Origin of the sequence: Actibacterium sp. (genome assembly GCF_041584535.1) — a bacterium.
GTDB lineage: Bacteria > Pseudomonadota > Alphaproteobacteria > Rhodobacterales > Rhodobacteraceae > Actibacterium_D.
On the sequence record NZ_JBFHDW010000016.1, the window covers coordinates 1 to 17428 of the forward strand.

General features: G+C 61.9%; 19 protein-coding genes. 7 read left to right on the plus strand and 12 right to left on the minus strand.

Translation table 11 applies throughout. From position 1 onward, the window contains the following. From ppk2 to guaA, 7 genes are all read right to left on the minus strand, one after another. A partial coding sequence (ppk2, locus tag ABYW26_RS01615; RefSeq protein WP_372602962.1) for a polyphosphate kinase 2 occupies nt 1-825 on the minus strand: 825 nt, incomplete at its 3' end. Between the two features lie 44 nt (nt 826-869). Beyond that, nucleotides 870-1817 (minus strand): alpha/beta fold hydrolase, encoded by a 948-nt coding sequence (locus tag ABYW26_RS01620; protein ID WP_372602963.1) that lies wholly within the window; start codon nt 1815-1817, stop codon nt 870-872. Beyond that, nucleotides 1807-2730: a homoserine O-succinyltransferase gene (gene metA / locus ABYW26_RS01625; RefSeq protein WP_372602964.1), complete on the minus strand. Its 924-nt coding sequence runs from the start codon at nt 2728-2730 to the stop codon at nt 1807-1809. Before metA ends, ABYW26_RS01620 begins: the two co-directional genes overlap by 11 nt. A gap of 47 nt (nt 2731-2777) precedes the next feature. Then, nucleotides 2778-3638 carry an ATPase gene (locus ABYW26_RS01630; protein WP_372602965.1) on the minus strand — a complete coding sequence of 287 codons (861 nt, stop codon included), beginning with the start codon at nt 3636-3638 and terminating at the stop codon, nt 2778-2780. A gap of 50 nt (nt 3639-3688) precedes the next feature. Continuing rightward, nucleotides 3689-4582 carry a DMT family transporter gene (locus ABYW26_RS01635; protein WP_372602966.1) on the minus strand — a complete coding sequence of 298 codons (894 nt, stop codon included), beginning with the start codon at nt 4580-4582 and terminating at the stop codon, nt 3689-3691. A gap of 100 nt (nt 4583-4682) precedes the next feature. Further along, nucleotides 4683-5321: a hypothetical protein gene (locus tag ABYW26_RS01640; protein WP_372602967.1), complete on the minus strand. Its 639-nt coding sequence runs from the start codon at nt 5319-5321 to the stop codon at nt 4683-4685. A gap of 134 nt (nt 5322-5455) precedes the next feature. Next, the gene (gene guaA, locus ABYW26_RS01645; RefSeq protein ID WP_372602968.1) at nt 5456-7018 is read right to left on the minus strand and encodes a glutamine-hydrolyzing GMP synthase; all 1563 of its coding nucleotides are present in this window, start codon (nt 7016-7018) and stop codon (nt 5456-5458) included. 147 nt (nt 7019-7165) lie between these two features. Here guaA and ABYW26_RS01650 point away from each other — a divergent pair, with 147 nt between their 5' ends. After that, nucleotides 7166-8704 carry a trimethylamine methyltransferase family protein gene (locus ABYW26_RS01650; RefSeq protein ID WP_372602969.1) on the plus strand — a complete coding sequence of 513 codons (1539 nt, stop codon included), beginning with the start codon at nt 7166-7168 and terminating at the stop codon, nt 8702-8704. Here the strand turns inward: ABYW26_RS01650 and ABYW26_RS01655 are convergent, their stop codons facing one another. Continuing rightward, complete coding sequence (locus ABYW26_RS01655; protein ID WP_372602971.1) at nt 8705-9001, minus strand: DUF6477 family protein; 297 nt, start codon at nt 8999-9001, stop codon at nt 8705-8707. Between the two features lie 257 nt (nt 9002-9258). On the opposite strand from ABYW26_RS01655, the gene ABYW26_RS01660 reads away from it, so the two are divergent. Continuing rightward, entirely contained in the window at nt 9259-10335 is a 1077-nt protein-coding gene (locus ABYW26_RS01660) for a DUF6456 domain-containing protein (RefSeq protein ID WP_372602972.1), read from the plus strand. 52 nt (nt 10336-10387) lie between these two features. On the opposite strand, the gene ABYW26_RS01665 is transcribed toward ABYW26_RS01660, so the two are convergent. From ABYW26_RS01665 to ABYW26_RS01675, 3 genes are all read right to left on the minus strand, one after another. Next, nucleotides 10388-11359 (minus strand): MBL fold metallo-hydrolase, encoded by a 972-nt coding sequence (locus tag ABYW26_RS01665; protein WP_372602973.1) that lies wholly within the window; start codon nt 11357-11359, stop codon nt 10388-10390. A gap of 35 nt (nt 11360-11394) precedes the next feature. Further along, complete coding sequence (locus ABYW26_RS01670) at nt 11395-11598, minus strand: DUF2892 domain-containing protein (RefSeq protein ID WP_372602975.1); 204 nt, start codon at nt 11596-11598, stop codon at nt 11395-11397. Between the two features lie 131 nt (nt 11599-11729). Continuing rightward, nucleotides 11730-12194, minus strand: a complete 465-nt coding sequence (locus ABYW26_RS01675) for a MarR family winged helix-turn-helix transcriptional regulator (RefSeq protein WP_372602976.1) — start codon at nt 12192-12194, stop codon at nt 11730-11732. Between the two features lie 143 nt (nt 12195-12337). Here ABYW26_RS01675 and ABYW26_RS01680 point away from each other — a divergent pair, with 143 nt between their 5' ends. From ABYW26_RS01680 to ABYW26_RS01700, 5 genes are all read left to right on the plus strand, one after another. Beyond that, a complete protein-coding gene (locus ABYW26_RS01680) occupies nt 12338-13375 on the plus strand; it encodes a cupin domain-containing protein (RefSeq protein ID WP_372602977.1) in 1038 nt (345 codons plus the stop codon). After that, nucleotides 13372-14070 carry a fumarylacetoacetate hydrolase family protein gene (locus ABYW26_RS01685; protein WP_372602979.1) on the plus strand — a complete coding sequence of 233 codons (699 nt, stop codon included), beginning with the start codon at nt 13372-13374 and terminating at the stop codon, nt 14068-14070. The genes ABYW26_RS01680 and ABYW26_RS01685 overlap by 4 nt, the downstream gene beginning before the upstream one ends. Next, on the plus strand, nt 14067-14717 hold the full coding sequence (maiA, locus tag ABYW26_RS01690) for a maleylacetoacetate isomerase (protein WP_372602980.1): 651 nt from the start codon (nt 14067-14069) through the stop codon (nt 14715-14717). The genes ABYW26_RS01685 and maiA overlap by 4 nt, the downstream gene beginning before the upstream one ends. Before the next feature lie 26 nt (nt 14718-14743). After that, nucleotides 14744-15958 (plus strand): 3-hydroxybenzoate 6-monooxygenase, encoded by a 1215-nt coding sequence (locus ABYW26_RS01695; protein ID WP_372602981.1) that lies wholly within the window; start codon nt 14744-14746, stop codon nt 15956-15958. Nucleotides 15959-16091: 133 nt separating this feature from the next. Beyond that, on the plus strand, nt 16092-17180 hold the full coding sequence (locus tag ABYW26_RS01700; protein WP_372602982.1) for a hypothetical protein: 1089 nt from the start codon (nt 16092-16094) through the stop codon (nt 17178-17180). Between the two features lie 153 nt (nt 17181-17333). Here the strand turns inward: ABYW26_RS01700 and ABYW26_RS01705 are convergent, their stop codons facing one another. Beyond that, nucleotides 17334-17423, minus strand: coding sequence for a hypothetical protein (locus ABYW26_RS01705; RefSeq protein ID WP_372602984.1), 90 nt, complete (start codon nt 17421-17423; stop codon nt 17334-17336). Between the last annotated feature and the right edge of the window lie 5 nt (nt 17424-17428).

The window sequence follows — 17428 nt, forward strand, 5'->3', positions numbered from 1 at the left end:
GGTCTGGACCGCGTTCCGGTTCTTGTCAGGGTAATCGACGGCGCACAGCACCTGCTGAAGCGCGGCGATCCGGGCGCGGCGTTTGTCATCCGAGCGGATCACCGTCCATGGCGCATCGATGAAATGCGATCGCGTCAGGGTCTGGGAAATTGCATCCGTATAGGCGTCCCATTTTTTCAGGCCCTCAACGTCAATCCAGCTGAGTTTCCATTGCTTTAGCGGGTCTTTTTCACGTGCCAGAAATCGCCGCAACTGTTCGGCGCGACCGACGTTCAGCCAGAGTTTGACAAGGGTGATGCCTTCTTCGACCAGCATTTCCTCGAACTCGGGCAATTGGCGGAAAAACCGGTCGCGCTGGGGCGCGGTGCAAAAGCCGAACACATGCTCGACCACGCCGCGGTTATACCAACTGCGGTCGAACAAGGCGATTTCGCCTCCGGCGGGCAGTTGTTGCACATAGCGCTGGAAATACCATTGCGACGCCTCGCGGTCAGTGGGTTTCGGCAGCGCCACAACCCGCGCGATGCGAGGATTAAGGTTTTCCTGGAACCGATTGATTGTGCCACCTTTTCCGGCAGCATCCCGGCCTTCGAACACCACGGCCACGCGCTTGCCGCTGTCTTTGACATGGGCCTGCAGCTTGACCAGTTCGATCTGCAGCGCCGCCATCAAATCCTCATAAGCGCCGCGCGGCAGGCGTTGGTCATAGGGGTAACTGGGGGTCAGCATATCCTTGCCATCGGCGGTCAGGATCGCCTGACGCACCGTTTCGGGTGCTTCTTCGGCGAAAAAGCGGCTGATGGCGCCGTCAAAGGGCAGAGACATGTGAAACCTCCTTACATTCCGCCTTAGTATCGCGATTGCACGGCTTAGCGCAATCCGGCGCGGATGGCGGCGCGGTCGATGGCGGCGATCACCTGATCCGGGGCAGAATGATGAGGCATATGGCCGATGCCGGGCAGGCGGGTCAGCACCGCGTTCGGCATATCGGCCAACAGTTTTTCCGCGTGGATCGACAGGCCGACCGTGGTGTCAGCGGTGCCGTGAACCAGTTCGGCAGGCATTTCAAGGCCGGGATAACGCGGCACCATAGTCAGGATTTCATCCTTCAGCGCGGCGCGCTGCCGGGCATTGGCGCGCAGCGATAACCGGCGCAGGGTCATGCCGGGGCCGAAATGGTCAGCATAGCCATCGGGGGCGGTTTGCGGGGCAAAGACGGATTCGACCTCGCGCATGACCTTTTCGCGCGGGACAAAGGCGGTCAGCAGCGGCACCACCAGCCGGGCGCCTAATGGGTGCGAGGTGACCTTGTAAAACCTGCTTAGCCCGCTGTCCCACGGGTGCGAGGGCGTGGCCAGCAACACCAGCGCGGCAATGTCCTGTGGCGCCTGCAATGCCCATGCCAGCGCCACCGACCCGCCATAGCTTTGGCCCAGCACGATCGGCCGTTCGGCCCCCAATTGCGCGGCGGCGGCCCGCAGCAGCCGGGCCTGCGTGGCCAGGCTTTCACCGCCGGGGGCCGGGGCGCTCCACCCCAGACCGGGGCGGTCGATGGAGATGACGCGATAGCGCCGGGCCAGTTGCGCGGTCAGGCCAAAGGTGAAATCCCGCACCGATCCCGACGAGCCATGGATCAACACCAGATCGGGACCGCTGCCCTGAACCACCGCGTGCATCTGCACCCCGTCCACGGTCAGGAACTGACCCTCGGGCGGATAGGCGGCCATCGCGGCACGCTCGCGCGTGGTGGCGCGGTGATGGGTATAGCTGGCCCCGACAGCGGTCAGGGCGGCGAGGGTCAGGATGCTAAAGGCCAATTTTCCCGATTTCATATGGCGTGGACTGATAAATCTCATTGATCCAGTTGCCATATAGAAGGTGCGCGTGACTTCTCCAGCGATTTTGCGGCGGCATCGCAGGATTGTCATCGGGATAATAGTTCAGCGGCACGTTGATCGGCGTGCCATTGGCCACGTCGCGGTCGTATTCCTGTTTCAGCGTGTCGCTGTCATATTCGAAATGGTTAAAGATATACAGCGCCCGGTGGGCGGTATCTTCGACCAGACAAGGGCCGACCTCGTCGCTGCCCAGCAGGGTTTTCAGGGCCGGCACAGCGTCGATTTCATCTTGCTTCATTTCGGTCCAGCGGCTGACCGGGATCACGCAATCGTCCGAGAACCCGCGCAGATAGGGCGACGAGGGCGCAAGGTTCTTTTGCCGGAAACAGCCAAAGGCCTTGTGATCCAGCAGGTGCTTTTTCACGCCGTGGAAATGATTGATCATCGCCATGCCGCCCCAGCAGACGCCAAAGGTCGACTGGACATGGCCTTGGGTCCAGTCAAACACCTGCTCCATCTCGTCCCAATAGGTCACATCCTGAAAGTCCAGATGCTCGATCGGGGCGCCGGTGATGATCAGACCATCGAATTTCTCGCCCGTGGCAGCGACATCGGCAAAGGGGCGATAGAATTCGGCCATATGCTCGGCGGCGGTGTTGCGGGTCTCGTGTTCGGTCATGCGGATCAAGGACAGTTCGATCTGCAACGGCGTCGATCCGATCAGCCGGGCGAATTGGGTTTCGGTCTGAATCTTTTTCGGCATCAGGTTCAACAGGCCGATCCGCAGCGGGCGAATGTCCTGATGGCTGGCCCGGCCTTCTTCCATGACCATGACCCCTTCGCGCGTCAGCACGTCGAAGGCAGGCAGGTTGGCGGGCAGCTTGATCGGCATGGGGCAAGGGTCCTGATTGGGGTAAGAGTGCTGAGATAGGGTGTTTTTCAGTTGGCCTCAAGGGCAGCGGCGATCAGGGCCTGAAAATCACCCGGCGTTTTGACGCGGGCGACGTCATGGGCGCTGACCTTGACGCCCCAATTGCGGGCCATGGCGGCATAGCGCGGCTGGCGATGGGCCAGCGCGCGGGCATAGGTCCAGCGCACAAAGGCGTCGGGATTGACCTGATCTTCGGCCACGCCTTCCAGCGCCAGATATTCCGCCCATGCGTCATGCAGGAATTGCGGCTGGTAATACATCGGCTTGGGTGCGCGATCAAAACGGCGGATCAGCTCGGCGGTGTGATCGTCGCTGCCTTCGATCCAGACCATCAACAGGTTGTCCGACAGGGCGCGCAGCACCGCGTCGTTTTCGTCTTCGGGGTCGACGACCTCGCCGATCGAGCCGCCGGTATCGCAGACGAAATTGTCATAGCCATAAAGGTCATGCGCGCGCTCGATGAAATGCGGCGTATCCAGCAGCGCCGCGATCTCGGACACGCGATGCTCTTCCTGACGCTTCATGTATTCGTCGAACGGCAGGCCGCCCAAAGCCGGATTGCCGGGCTTGCCCAGATAGGTCGACAGGGGGGCGAGGTTCTCGAACGTGATGTTCGAGGCGATATAGACGCTATCGGTCATCAGCAGCTCGCGCAGCAACGGCACGCGCATCGCCTCGCGTTTGAAGTTATCAGCGATGTATTCGCCCATGTAGCGGGTGCCGATGCGGTAATCGACCGAGTAATGAAACCAGTCGCCGCTGTCGCGCAGCAGGTTCGACAGATAGGTCTTGCCCAGCCCGGACATGCCAAACAACAACACGCGCTTTTGCGCGGCCTCATTCCAGTCGTTCGCTGATGAATATCGCATGTCCGATCCCCGAATTGGTGCCGGTGTCCTAGCCACAGGGCCGGGTCTGGTCAAATGGTTTGCGCCCGGCGGGCGCGGGTTTCCGAGCGGATGTTCAACAGGTTGCCAAGGAAAATCAACGAACCGCCCAGCAAAAGCGCCCATTCCAGCGGCTCGCCATACAGCAGCATCCCCACCACCGCGATTGCCGGCAGCCGGACAAAGTCCATCGGCATCACCACGCCCGCCTGCGCGACGTTCAGCGCTTGGGTCAGGCAGAAATGCCCGGCCAGCCCCGCGATGCCGACCAGAACCACCCAATGCAGGATCGCCAGCGACGGCCAGGTAAACGCGCCATCAATATAGCCGCAGACCAGCCCGAAGACCGCCTGCATTCCGGTCAGCCAGAACATGATGCAGGTGATCGTCGCGGTGCGGGTCAGGCGCTTGGTGGCGATGACCGACCCTGCAAAGCCGATCGCGCATAGGGCGGCGGCGATGATGCCGGGGTTCAGGTTGGTCGGGTCGGGATGGGTGACAATCAGCACCCCCGCGAACCCGATCAGTGCCGCGATCAGGCGGGTGCGGGTCAGGGCCTCGGCCAGAAAGACCGGCGCCAGCAGGGTGACCCACAGCGGCGTGGTGAACTCCAGCGCGAAAAGCTGCGCCAGCGGGATCAGGGTCAGGGCAAAGAACCACAGGTTCTGTCCGGTGAAATGGCTGATATTGCGCAGCAGATGCAGGCCCAGCTTTTGGCGGTTGATCTGGTGCAGCTTGCCGGTGGCGGTGGCAACGGTGAGCACGATCAGAAGCCCGACCAGCGAGCGGCAGGTCATCAGCTCGAACGTGTCCAGTTCGACCCGGACAAAGCGCCCGGCCACGGCCATGGTCGAAAACGACGCGATCGCGCCGGACATCCAGAACGCGGCCCGCAGAATGGCGGGTAGGGCGGGCGTGGCGGTCATCGGGTTTCCCTGCATCAGGCCGGGGCAGCCTACGGGCAGGCCGAGGCAAAGGAAAGGCCCGTGACGCGCTGGGACGCCGGGTCAGATTGCGGCGGCGGGCCTAGTCGAACACATAGCGGAATTTCTCGACCAGATCGGTGGCGCGGGCGCGGTCGATGGCGCCGGGGCCGGGCACCTGAAACAGCGCCTGACGGCCACAGGTCCGGGCCACGGGCAGGATGTCCTCGACGATGTGATACCACGGCCGGTTGGTGTAATCGTCAAGGATCAGCCGCGTGCCGGGATCGGCATTCAGAACCGAGGTCATGAAACAGCAGACCCGGAACCGCCCGTCGATCAGCACCGTGTCGGGCCGGGCGCCAGAGCGCCACAGCCAATCGGTGTAATCGGGAAAATCGCGGGCCTTGGAATAGCTGACCGGACGGCCCCAATCACCCAGATCGCCCAGATCGCTGTGGTGCAGGTCGATATCAGCGCGGTCCGTGCAGGCGGCGGCGACGGTGTCGATCCAGACCCGGCTGGTATCCACACCGCGGATCGCGCAGCCGGTGTTGCGGGCGACCCAGATCGTCGAGGCGCCGCAACCGTATTCACCATAAACGCGGGTCTGGTTCAGGATGTCGATGAACAGCGCCTCGTCGCCTTCGAACAGCGGCGTGCGGCGCGTGTCCCGGCGCTTGCGCGTCGGGATTTTCCGCAGCAGGGGTGAAAATACGCTGGTTTGAGAAACCTTGTTCATGTCCGTTCCCGTCGTTTCCGAGAGCGGCATTTCACAGGAATCGACCCCGGCAGCAATAAACGAAAGCTCTATTTCCGCCCGGACCGGCAACAACTTGCCCGTGTCTTTGGTCTAGTCGGCGAAAACCGGCCGGATCATTCCCACTCGATCGTGCCCGGCGGTTTGCTGGTCACGTCATAGGTCACGCGGTTGATGCCTTTGACCTCGTTGATGATCCGGGTCGCGGTCTCGCCAAGGAATTCGTGGCTGAACGGATAGTAATCCGCCGTCATCCCATCGACCGAGGTCACCGCCCGTAGCGCGCAAGCGTAATCATAGGTGCGGCCATCGCCCATCACACCGACGGTGCGCACCGGCAGAATGGCGACGAAGGCCTGCCAGATTTCATCATAGAGATCGTGCTTGCGGATCTGGTCGATATAGACCGCATCGGCATGGCGCAGGATTTCCAGCTTTTCGCGGGTGATTTCACCGGGGCAGCGGATGGCAAGGCCCGGTCCGGGGAACGGGTGGCGGCCGATAAAGCTGGCTGGCAGGCCCAGTTCGTGACCCAGCGCGCGAACCTCGTCCTTGAACAGCTCGCGCAGCGGCTCGACCAGTTTCAGGCCCATCTTTTCCGGCAGGCCGCCGACGTTGTGGTGCGATTTGATCGTCACCGACGGGCCGCCCGAGAAGCTGACCGATTCGATCACATCCGGATACAGCGTGCCCTGTGCCAGAAATTCAGCGCCGTCGATTTCGTTGGCGTATTTCTGGAACACGTCGATGAACAGCTTGCCGATGGTCTTGCGTTTGACCTCGGGGTCGCTGACGCCTTCCAGCGCGCCAAGGAACAGTTCGGATTCCTCGGCATGGATCAGCGGCATGTTGTAATGGTCGCGGAACATCTTCACGACCTCGGCGCCCTCGTTCAGGCGCAGCAGGCCGTGATCGACGAAAACGCAAGTCAACTGGTCGCCGATGGCCTCGTGGATCAGCACCGCCGCGACCGAGCTGTCAACGCCGCCCGACAGGCCGCAGATGACTTTTTTGTCGCCGACCTGTTCGCGGATCAGGCGGATGGCCTCGTCCTTGTAGGCGCCCATGGTCCAGTCGCCGGTAAACCCGGCCAGACGGATAAAGTTCTCATACAGGGTCTTGCCGTTCGGGGTGTGGTGCACCTCGGGGTGGAACTGAACGGCAAAGAAATTGCGGCTCAGATCAGCGGTGATGGCGAAGGGCGCATTGGGCGAGGTGCCATAGACCTGAAACCCCGGCGCGATGGCCGAGACGTGGTCGCCGTGGCTCATCCAGACCTGTTCTTTTTCTTCGAAGAACCATCCGTTCAGCAGGTCGATGCGGTCAGCCGTCGGGGTGACATAGGCGCGGCCGAATTCAGCAGTGCCGTGGCCGCGTTCAACCTTGCCGCCCAGCATCTGCATCATCACCTGTTGACCATAGCAGATGCCAAGGATCGGCACCCCCAGATCGAACACCGATGCCGGCGGGCGCGGCGAGCCGTCGTCGATGACGCTGGCCGGGCCGCCCGAGAAGATCACCGCTTTCGGCGCGAACTCGGCCAAAAACGCGTCGGTGACTTTCTGGAAGGGGTGGATTTCGCAATAGACATTCAGCTCGCGCAGGCGACGCGCAATCAGCTGCGTAACCTGGCTGCCAAAGTCGATAATCAGAAGGCGGTCATGGGATGCGGTGCTCATGCTGTGGCTAATAGGGCGGGGCCGCGGCCCGCGCAAGAGGTGCGCGTGCGCAATGTCGTTCTTGGCGGGCGGAGTGACGCAAATTTATGTTTTCCGGCGCCGCGCGATGGTAAAACGGGCCAAACAGGCGGCAGGTCGGAGGCGGGGATGGCGGAAGGCAGAAGCAGAGGCCGCGCGGGCGGAGGTGCGGCACGGCGCGCGGCGCGCTCGGCGCCCAGCTTTGAGGTGGCCCGGTTTATCGAACGCCGCATTCCCGATCTCGAGATTCTGGACGCCGAGGCCATCGCCATCATCGAGGCCAATGCCGAAACCGTTCTGGAAGAAATCGGAGTGATGTTCACCGACAATCCGGGTGCGCTGAACCTGTGGCGCGCCGCCGGTGCCGATATTCGCGGCGACCGGGTGCATATCCCGCGCGGTCTGGCCCGCAGCCTGTGCGCCACCGCGCCGGGCCGCTTTACCCAACACGCCCGCAACCCCGCGCGCAATGTCGAGATCGGCGGTCGCAGTCTGGTGCTGGCGCCGGTCTATGGCCCGCCCTTCGTGCGCGATCATGCCAGCGGGCGGCGCTATGCCACGCTGGCGGATTTCCATAATTTCGTGAAGCTGGGCCATATGTCGAAATGGCTGCACCATTCCGGCGGCACCGTATGCGAGCCGACCGATGTGCCGGTGAACAAGCGCCATCTGGACATGGTGCTGGCGCATATGACCCTGACCGATAAACCGTTCATGGGCTCGGTCACTGATCCGTCGCGGGCACAGGATTCGGTCGAGATGTGCGAGATTCTGTTCGGAGCCGATTTCGTCGCGGAAAACGCGGTGATGACTTCGCTGATCAATATCAACTCGCCGCTGACCTTTGACGCCACGATGATGGGCGCGCTTGAGGTTTACGCCCGCGCCGGGCAGGCCTGTATCATCTCGCCGTTTATTGTCGGCGGCGCGATGGCGCCGGTGTCGGTCGCGGCGACGTTGACGCAAGTGCTGGCCGAGGTTCTGGCCGGCGTCGCCTATAGCCAGTTGGTCCGCCCCGGCGCGCCGGTGATTTTCGGGGCGTTTGTGACCTCGATCGACATGAACTCGGGCGCGCCGACCTTTGGCACGCCCGAGGCCAGCCAGATCCTGTATGGCGCCGGGCAACTGGCGCGGCGGCTGGGCTTGCCGTTCCGGTCCGGGGGCGCGCTGTGCGGGTCCAAGCTGCCGGATGCGCAGGCGGCTTATGAAAGCGCGAACACGCTGAACGCTGCCTTGCTGGGCGGGGTGAATTTCATGCTGCATGCCTGTGGCTGGCTTGAGGGCGGGCTGGTCGCGTCCTATGAAAAATTCGTCATCGATGCCGATCAATTGGGTGTTTTGCATCGTCTGGCGCAGGGCGTGGCGGTGGACGAGGCCGCACAGGCGATGGATGCGCTGCGCGAGGTCGGGCCGGGCGGGCATTTTCTGGGCTGCGCCCACACGCAGGCCCATTTCAAGGATGCGTTCTGGCGCAGCGATGTTCTGGATTACAAGCCGTTCGAGACATGGGACGAAGAGGGCGCCCGCGACACCGAGGCGCTGGCCTCGGTGCGGGTGGCGCGGTTGCTGAACGACTATCAGCGACCCGGCCTTGACCCGGCGGTGCATGAGGCGTTGCAGGATTATGTGACCCGCAAGAAGGCCAGCCAGCCTGACGCCTTTGTCTGATCAGGTTTGCGGACGCGGTCCCTGCGGCAGCAGCCGCGCCTCGGCCATCATCGCGATCAGAACCTCGACATGGCGGGCGATGGAATAACCTGCATCCCCGGCGCGCCGGGTTTCTTCCAGCCGTTCCTCTTGCTCCAGCAATGCGCTTAGCGCCTGATCCGGCATCGGCAGGCGCGGGGTCTTGACCAGCCGCCGCAAGTCGCGGTCGCGGCGGTAATCGCCCAGCCCGAACCGGGCGGCGCTGATCAACAGGCGCGGGCGACGCAGGGCTTTCATCACGGTGATTGGATCGGACATCGAAAAACCTCGGTTTGTGAAATTGCGCCGCCAGAATGACGCAACCTAAGCGGGTGTTGCGTTTTGCTTCGATCCTGCGAACGGAGGTTTCGCAAAAGTTTATGATTTAGGAACAATTGTAGGAATTGCCGTCGCTCTTAACGACTTGGTAACGAACACAACCTTAGCGTGTATTCGTCGAACACAGCGACAGCCGATCACGACGGGGGGCTCAAGTGATAGGGGATCATTCGCACGCAACAGGCGGGGGGCGGGGCTTGCCCGGCTGGGTGCCCGACAAGGTGGCCTGTTATCTGGCACATACCGTGGCCGGACGGTCGATCCGCGCCTTGGCGCGGGACAGGGGCTGTCACGCGTCAACGGTGCTGAGACATGTGCGCGCGCTTGAGGCGCGCCGCGACGATCCGCTTGTCGATACTGCGTTGCAGGATCTTGGCCACAGCCTCTGCACATCAAACGAAAAGGACCAAAGCCATATGTCAGCTCTCATGCGCAATTCTGCCAAGCCCGAGGATGAGGCAACGATCAACCGCGAGGCCCGGCGGATCCTGCGCCGTCTCAGCGAGGCCGGGGCCTTCATGGCCATCGCCCCGGATCTGGAAAAGGCGGTGGTGCTGAAGGAAACCACCGGCGGCGATACCACCCGGATCGCGGTCGTCTCGCGCGGGGTGGCCGAGGCCTTTGCCCTGAAGGACTGGATCATCTGCAAGACGCCGGGCCGGGTGATGACCTATCAGATCACCCAAGCCGGGCGCGCGGCGCTGAAGCGGCTGCTGGCGCAGGACAAGGCCGGTCAGCCCGGTTTCGCCGAGGCCAGCAGCCCGTTCGGCGATCAGCACCGCGATTGGGGCACGCGGGCGGTGATGTCGGATCAGGGCGTGCAGCAGATGCGCTATAACGTGTCGGAATCGCCGCTGGCGCTGTTGGCCCGGCGCAAGGACAAGGCCGGGCGGCCGTTCCTGACCCCCGATCTTGTCGCGGCGGGCGAGCGCCTGCGTGAAGATTTCGAACTGGCGCAGATGGGGCCGCGGGTAACGCAGAACTGGGATAAATTCCTGACCGGCGGCGATCGCGGCGGCTTTAACGGCGGCAGCGCGGGCGATGGCGCGCGCGGTGCGCGTGACCGGGTGGCGGCGGCGCTACGCGATCTGGGGCCAGGGCTGGGCGATATGGCGCTGCGCTGTTGTTGTTTTCTGGAGGGGATGGAAACGGCGGAAAAGCGTCTGGGCTGGTCGGCGCGCTCGGGCAAGATCGTGCTGCGGATCGCGCTGCAACGTCTGCGCCGCCACTATGACGAACAGGCGGGCAAGCCCGGCGCCAATATGATCGGCTAAAGGAAATAAGGTGGGCCGGGTGTCGAGGAGGGAGAGACCCGGCCCGGCCTTGTCACCAGGTCCACATGGCCGGAACAAAGCGATAGCCGTCGCCGTCGCGCATGATGTGGCCGACGCCGGGGAAGGGGAAGTGATAGCCCAGAACCGCGATCCGGTCCGCCGCCGCCATATCCAGCAACCGCTTGCGCGTGGCCGAGGCCATGTCGCCGTCGATGTCTCGACCGCTGTGCCAGTCGGGGCGTTCAACGCTGATATAAGCGTGGGTCATGCAATCGCCCAGCGCGATCAGCTGCTTGCCGTCGCTTTCCAGAACGATGCTCATATGGTTCAGCGTATGGCCCGGCGAGTCGATCATCCGCACGCCCGGCACCACCTCATAACCATCCATGCCGCGCACCCAGTCCACGCCCTCGGTGGTCAGCGAATTGACCGCGCCGACGACAAATTGCTGATCCTCGGGTGCGACCGAACTGGCCAGACCGTCTTGCAGCCACCAGTCATGCTCGGCGCCGCCGATGACATATTCGGCGTCCGGCAAAAGCGGCTCGTCGAAATCGTCGCGGATGCCCCAGATATGATCGGGATGGGCATGGGTGAACACGACATGGGTGATGCTGGCCGGGTCGATACCGGCGCTGCGCAGGTTGTCCATCAGCCGCCCCGCGGTCGGCATAAAGCGGTTGCCCGAGCCGATATCGACCAGAACAACAGCGCTGCCGGTGTCGATCACCAGATGGTTGGTATGCGAGTAATTCTCGTTCTGCGACAGATAATGCGCCTGAAGGAAGGCCGCGACATCGGTGTCGCTGGCATTCACCGCCAAGGCATTGACCGGCAGGCCAAGATACCCGTCCGAAACCACGGTCAGGGTCATTGACCCCAGAGAAAACCGGTAATGGGCCGTATTGCCGCCTGCGACCGGGCCGCCAAGTTGCGCCAAAGCCGGCGCTGCGGGCAGGGTCAGGACAGGCGCCGCCGCGGCCAGTTTCAACAGGCGGCGGCGGGTAAGGTCAAAACGGGCCATCGGTTTCCTCCCAGAACGGATGTGCGCGGATCAGATCAGTTGAACGCGCAACCCGATTTGATGCCGAGCTTTTTGAAGATCTTTGCAGCCGGGCAAAAACCGGTGAACGATGCCTGAAACAGGTTCAGACCGATGAACACCGTGAACAGGTGCCACATCGGCGACACGTAGTAAGACAGGGCAACAGACACCAGCACCATAACACCGGCAAACGACATGACAACGCGATCAAGGCTCATCTCAAAACTCCTTTTCCTTCCGGCGCTTTTGGCCGGGTCGAGTTTGATATGCACCAGATTGAATATAAATTCAAGTATGTGAATATAAATATTTGGCGCCGTGGAAATTACGACACGCAGGGCAGGGTGGATCAGTCGCGGTTGATCCGCAGCGGCGCGCGGCTGAGTTTATTGCCAGCATCAGCAGCTTTGCGCATCAGGTTCAGAAAAGTTGTTTGTTCTTCAGGGGTAAGGCCAACCAGAATGTCGGATTGCAGCGACCGGACGATGGTTTTCATCTCTTCGAATTCGCGGATTCCCGCGTCGGTCAGGTGCAAAACCTTGGCGCGGCGGTCGCGTTTCGACACGTCGCGCCGGACCAGACCCTTGTGTTCAAGCCGGTCGATCACCCCGCCGATTGTCACCCGGTCATAGGCGATCAAGCCGGACAGAGTCGCCTGATCTATGCCGGGATTGCATGAGATTGCCGAGATGGCGGCGAACTGAACAGGGGTCAGATCATGGCCTTCACGGGCCATTCGATCCGCAAATACCGAGACTGCGATCTGGTGCATGCGCCGGATGTAATGTCCCGGCATATTGTAGATTTCCAGCATTCCTCGACCAAACTATTGATGTGCTATAACTATATATGTCATTTCATTGTCTGAGGTCGATTGCTTAATTGACTTGCATGCGGATAATAAGCATACTGACGAATAGGGATTCGAAACGCAGCGCGCAGCAGGGAGAATACGCCATGAGCGAACAGCTCGGGACGCTCGAAGAGCTTCCGCAGGATTACCGCGATGACATGACAGCCGCGGGGGTCGCCCCGCTTTGGCCGATGATGCGGAATGTATTGCCGCACGGGCGCCCGAACCCGGTCAGCAAGCCCGGGGTCTGGACCTTTGATGCGCTCAAGCCGCTGTTGTTGCGCGCGGGCGAACTGACGCCGGTCGAAAAGGCTGAACGCCGGGTTCTGGTCCTGTCCGATCCGGGCCGCGGCACTGGCGCGATGCAGGCGACGGCCTCGATCTATGTCGGGATGCAGCTGTTGCTGCCGGGCGAAACCGCCCCCGCCCACAAACACACCCCGTCCGCCGCGCGGATCATCGTCGAAGGCAAGGGTGGTTTCACCGTTGTCGATGGTGAAAAGCTGCCGATGGAAGACGGCGATCTGGTGCTGACCCCCGGTGGCGAGTGGCATGACCACGGCCACGAGGGCGACGAGCCGGTGATCTGGCTGGATGCGCTGGATCTGCCGCTATTCGTATACCTTGAAGGGTCTTACGCGGAGGAGGCGCCGTTGCAGGCGCAGCGTAATCGACCCGACGCAAGCCAGGTGGAATATCTTTCCTCCGGGCTTGCCCCTACACGCAAATTCGGATCGACGCCGCGGCGCTATCCGATGATGCGCTTTCCGTGGTCCCGCACCGAGGCCGCCTTGCGGCAGATGGCCAAATATACCGACGAACGGCCGGTCGAGCTGGACTATGTGAACCCCGAGAATGGCAGCGACGTGCTGCCGACCATGGGCTTTACCGCGATGATGATGAACAAGGGCGAAACCGCCCGCCCGCCGCTGGTCTCGTCCAGCGCGGTGTTCCATGTCATCAAGGGCAAAGGCAAAACCATGGTGGACGGTCAGCTGATCGAATGGTCGGCCAAGGACACGTTCTCGGTCCCCGTCTTTGCGGCGCTGGATCATCACGCCGAGGAAGAAAGCTTTCTCATTCGTGTGCATGACCGTCCGCTTCAGGAAAAACTTGGATATTATGAGGAGCGCGCCCGATGAGCGGCCTGTTGTTTGAAGCCCCCAAAACCTATTCGATCCCGGTCAACGGCGAAGACGCCGCCTATCCGGTGAACCGTATTTTCTGCGTCGGCCGCAACTATGCCGCCCACGCCGCCGAGATGGGCGTCGAAGTGGACCGCGAAGCGCCGTTCTATTTCACCAAGCACCCCTCGGCCACCGTGCCGACCGGCGCCACCGTGCCCTATCCGACCGGCACCGAGAACTATCACTACGAGATGGAACTGGTCATGGTGATCGGCAAGCCGGTGTTCCGGTGCTCGGTCGCTGATGCGCCCGCCGCGATCTATGCGTTTGGCAGCGGTCTGGACATGACCCGCCGCGACCTGCAACTGGCCGCCCGCGCCAAACAGCGCCCGTGGGATCTGGGCAAGGATTTCGAGAAATCCGCCGTGTTCTCGGCTCTGACCAAATCGGCCGAACTGGGTGAACTGGGCGAACAGCGCATCCATCTGGAAGTAAACGGCGATGTCAAGCAGGACGCACATCTGAAAGACCTGATCCACAATTGCTATGAGGTCGTGGCCGATCTGTCGAAATACTATCACCTTGCCCCCGGCGACGTGATCATGACCGGCACCCCGGCGGGCGTCGGCGCGGTTCTGCCCGGCGACAAGATCACCGGCGGCATCGACGGTCTGGATCCGATCGACCTGACCATCGGGGACAAGGAATGATCCACTTCCTTGGTTATTTCCGCAGCTCCAGCGCCTATCGCTGCCGGATCGCGTTCAATCTGAAGGGGGTAGGGTATGACTTTACCTCCATCCACCTGCGCAAGGATGGCGGTCAGCAGAAAAAGCCGGACTACACCGCGCTGAATCCGCAGGCTCTGGTCCCGACGATCACCGAGGGCGATTTCGTTCTGACCCAATCAATGGCCATTCTGGAATGGCTGGACGAAAAATACCCCGACCCCGCCTTCCTGCCCAAGGATATGAACCAGCGGGCGCTGGCGCGGGCATTCGCCAATATCATCGCCTGCGACATCCACCCGCTGCAAAACCTGCGCGTGCTGGAATATCTGGGCGAGAATTTCGGCGCCGATCAGGCGGTCAAGGACGCGTGGTGCCAGCGTTGGATCGGCGACGGTCTGGCGGCGTGCGAGGCTTTGCTGGCGAAACAGGACCATGGCGGCGATTTCTGCTTTGGCGACACGCCGGGGCTGGCTGATATCTGTCTGGTGCCTCAGGTGTTCTCGGCAAGCCGGTTCGGCGTCGATCTGTCGACCATGCCGCGCGTAAATGCGGTGTATCAGGCGTGTCAGGCTTTGCCGGCCTTCGCCGAAGCCGCACCGGGCAAACAGCCCGACGCCGAGGCGTAAATCGCCCGGCCCACAGGGAGAGAGACATGACAACTGCAAACCCCGTTATCATCGCAGGTGGTGGCATTGGCGGTCTGGCAACGGCGATGGGACTGGCCCAAAAGGGTGTCCCGTCGATCGTTCTGGAAAAAGCGCCCGAACTGGGCGAAATCGGGGCCGGTATTCAGCTTGGCCCGAACGCGTTTCACGCCTTTGACTATCTGGGCGTTGGCGATCAGGCCCGCGACATGGCGGTCTATATCGACAACCTGCGCCTGATGGATGCGATTTCCGGCGATGAAATCACCCGCATCCCGCTGGACGAGGCCTTTCGCGCCCGGTTCAAGAACCCCTATGCGGTGATCCATCGCGGCGATCTGCACGGTGTGTTCCTGAAGGCCTGCGTTGCGCATGACCTGATCGAACTGCGCACCAGTTCCGAGGTCGTCGATTACGAACAGGACGCCAGCACCGCCACCGCCATTCTGGCCGATGGCAGCCGCGTCACCGGCCGCGCCCTGATCGGCGCCGATGGCCTGTGGTCGAATATCCGCAAGCGGGTGGTGGGCGACGGCGCGCCGCGCGTGTCGGGTCACACCACCTATCGCTCGGTCATTCCGACCGAACAGATGCCCGAAGACCTACGCTGGAACGCCGCGACGCTCTGGGCCGGTCCGAAATGCCACATCGTGCATTACCCGCTGTCGGGCTGGAAAGTGTTCAACCTTGTCGTGACCTATCACAACGACGCCCCCAAGCCGGTCGCCGGCCTGCCGGTGTCGCACGAAGAGGTCGCGCGCGGCTTTGAACATGTGAACCCGGTCGCCCGCCAGATCATCGACCGCGGCACCGATTGGAAACTCTGGGTGCTGTGCGACCGCGATCCGGTCGACAACTGGGTCGATGGCCGCGTTGCGCTGTTGGGCGATGCGGCGCATCCGATGCTGCAATACTTTGCCCAGGGCGCCTGTATGGCGATGGAAGACGCCGTGTGCCTGTCCGCCGAGATGGAGGCCCTGTCCGGCGATGTCGAGCGGGTGTTTCAGGCCTATCAGGCCAAGCGCCGCACCCGCACCGCCCGCGTGCAACTGCAATCGCGCGAGATCGGCCAGCACGTCTATCACCCCGCCGGCGCCCATGCGCAGCTGCGGAACGAGGTCATGGCCAACAAGTCGCCCGAAGACTGGTATGACATCGTGCAATGGCTGTATGGCTCGACCGGGCTGGATGGCGCGGTCTCGACCGAGACCATGCCACGCTGATCCCGGCGCCAATTCCAGACCTTTGAAAACCCCGGCCCCCGCGCCGGGGTTTTTCTTTGCGGCCTGCTTGTTTCGGATCGGTGAGTGCGGCCATAATCGGGGTATTATACTGTTGATTTTTAAGGAGAGTATTTTGCTTCGCTTTTTGAAGATTTTCATTGTTCTGATTTGCCTGCCAGTCGCCGCGCTTGCCGATAGCGGACTGGTGGTTTGCGGCAAAGCGGCGGGTTTTACCTCGGAACAGACTGCGCGCGTTTACGACCCTTTCGCGTTCTTGAACGAAATCAAACAATCTCAGTTTCAGGCGCTGGCCGCAGCGGCACCGGACCACATGGTCGCGGCGCTAAAAGACGGCTTGGCGGACGGGCTGGTCTATTTTGCCAATGACGTGCAATTGCCTGCGGATATTGGAAAACAGGGGCGCATGTTGCAGGAATTCGTGCCCGGATTGGCGCCGCAGTTTCAGACCTGCGCCTTGGTGCAGATCCCCGGCCTGTGCAACGTTGTACAAAGCCGGAAAGAACTGGTTCAGGCCTGTCTGCCGGTCAGCGAAACACCGGATCTATTCGTTCGCGGGCAGATTGGTTCCGCGGACAACTCGTTCTTTACTTATCGCTATTCGAGATTCACCCTGTCGATGGATACTAAAAGCTGCAAATACGCGCTGAGCTGGGATTTCTCTGACCATGTTGACACGATCAGGGACCACGGCACCAAGCTGGCGCTGATCTTTGATGCCGAGTTCGACAAGACCGGCCAATGGGATGCCACCCGGCGCCACCGCGCCAAACTGGCGATCAAAAACGGCTTCGTCACCCGATCGGTGGTTGAATGGTTCGATGTTCTGAATGTCACCGACCGCGACGCGACCTTGGAATTCCTCGTCTATCTGGACGAAAATATCGCTTCTGACCGCCCGCTGTCCTTTGCCGTGGGCTATAAAATGGCAACCCTGCGCCGCCAGGTCGACGATCCGAATTCGGTGATGACCTTCGATTTCTACCTGACGGAGGCGGGCCAAAACGTGTCGAATTTCAACGTCATGTCGGGGATGCTGAACCTGAGGAAGCTCAAGGTGCGGTCGTGGGATTCCGACACATCGTTCCAGGCGCCGATCTCGGTGGATTCGGTGCGCATGACCGGCCGGGACTACCCCAAAGCCGACATGGCCACCGTGCGCCGCCATATCGAAACCGTTCTGGGCCCGGTCTGCGCCAAGTAGGGTGGAATGTCTGGCGCGCGGTTGAAGACAAAACTGCGCCATTGCCCCTGGCATCACACGTAGCCAAAACCATGTGCCAGGTTCAGCATGGACGGGCTGTGAGTTGCTCCACAATCAGGTGGCGCGACGGTGCGGCCATTTTTTCCAGGTCGCTCATTCGGCGGCCTCCTTGGATTTCAGCATGTCCAGCGCCACGTCGACGATCATGTCTTCCTGACCACCGACCATCTTGCGCTTGCCCAGTTCGA

Bases quoted from the DNA above. Each gene is read 5' to 3' on its own strand.
- ABYW26_RS01665 (WP_372602973.1), bottom strand. From the start codon at position 11,359: ATGGCCCGTTTTGACCTTACCCGCCGCCGCCTGTTGAAACTGGCCGCG.
- ABYW26_RS01640 (WP_372602967.1), bottom strand. From the start codon at position 5,321: ATGAACAAGGTTTCTCAAACCAGCGTATTTTCACCCCTGCTGCGGAAA.
- guaA (WP_372602968.1), bottom strand. From the start codon at position 7,018: ATGAGCACCGCATCCCATGACCGCCTTCTGATTATCGACTTTGGCAGC.
- ABYW26_RS01680 (WP_372602977.1), top strand. From the start codon at position 12,338: ATGAGCGAACAGCTCGGGACGCTCGAAGAGCTTCCGCAGGATTACCGC.
- ABYW26_RS01630 (WP_372602965.1), bottom strand. From the start codon at position 3,638: ATGCGATATTCATCAGCGAACGACTGGAATGAGGCCGCGCAAAAGCGC.
- ABYW26_RS01650 (WP_372602969.1), top strand. From the start codon at position 7,166: ATGGCGGAAGGCAGAAGCAGAGGCCGCGCGGGCGGAGGTGCGGCACGG.
- ABYW26_RS01670 (WP_372602975.1), bottom strand. From the start codon at position 11,598: ATGAGCCTTGATCGCGTTGTCATGTCGTTTGCCGGTGTTATGGTGCTG.
- metA (WP_372602964.1), bottom strand. From the start codon at position 2,730: ATGCCGATCAAGCTGCCCGCCAACCTGCCTGCCTTCGACGTGCTGACG.
- ABYW26_RS01635 (WP_372602966.1), bottom strand. From the start codon at position 4,582: ATGACCGCCACGCCCGCCCTACCCGCCATTCTGCGGGCCGCGTTCTGG.
- ABYW26_RS01675 (WP_372602976.1), bottom strand. From the start codon at position 12,194: ATGCTGGAAATCTACAATATGCCGGGACATTACATCCGGCGCATGCAC.
- ABYW26_RS01695 (WP_372602981.1), top strand. From the start codon at position 14,744: ATGACAACTGCAAACCCCGTTATCATCGCAGGTGGTGGCATTGGCGGT.
- ABYW26_RS01655 (WP_372602971.1), bottom strand. From the start codon at position 9,001: ATGTCCGATCCAATCACCGTGATGAAAGCCCTGCGTCGCCCGCGCCTG.
- maiA (WP_372602980.1), top strand. From the start codon at position 14,067: ATGATCCACTTCCTTGGTTATTTCCGCAGCTCCAGCGCCTATCGCTGC.
- ABYW26_RS01685 (WP_372602979.1), top strand. From the start codon at position 13,372: ATGAGCGGCCTGTTGTTTGAAGCCCCCAAAACCTATTCGATCCCGGTC.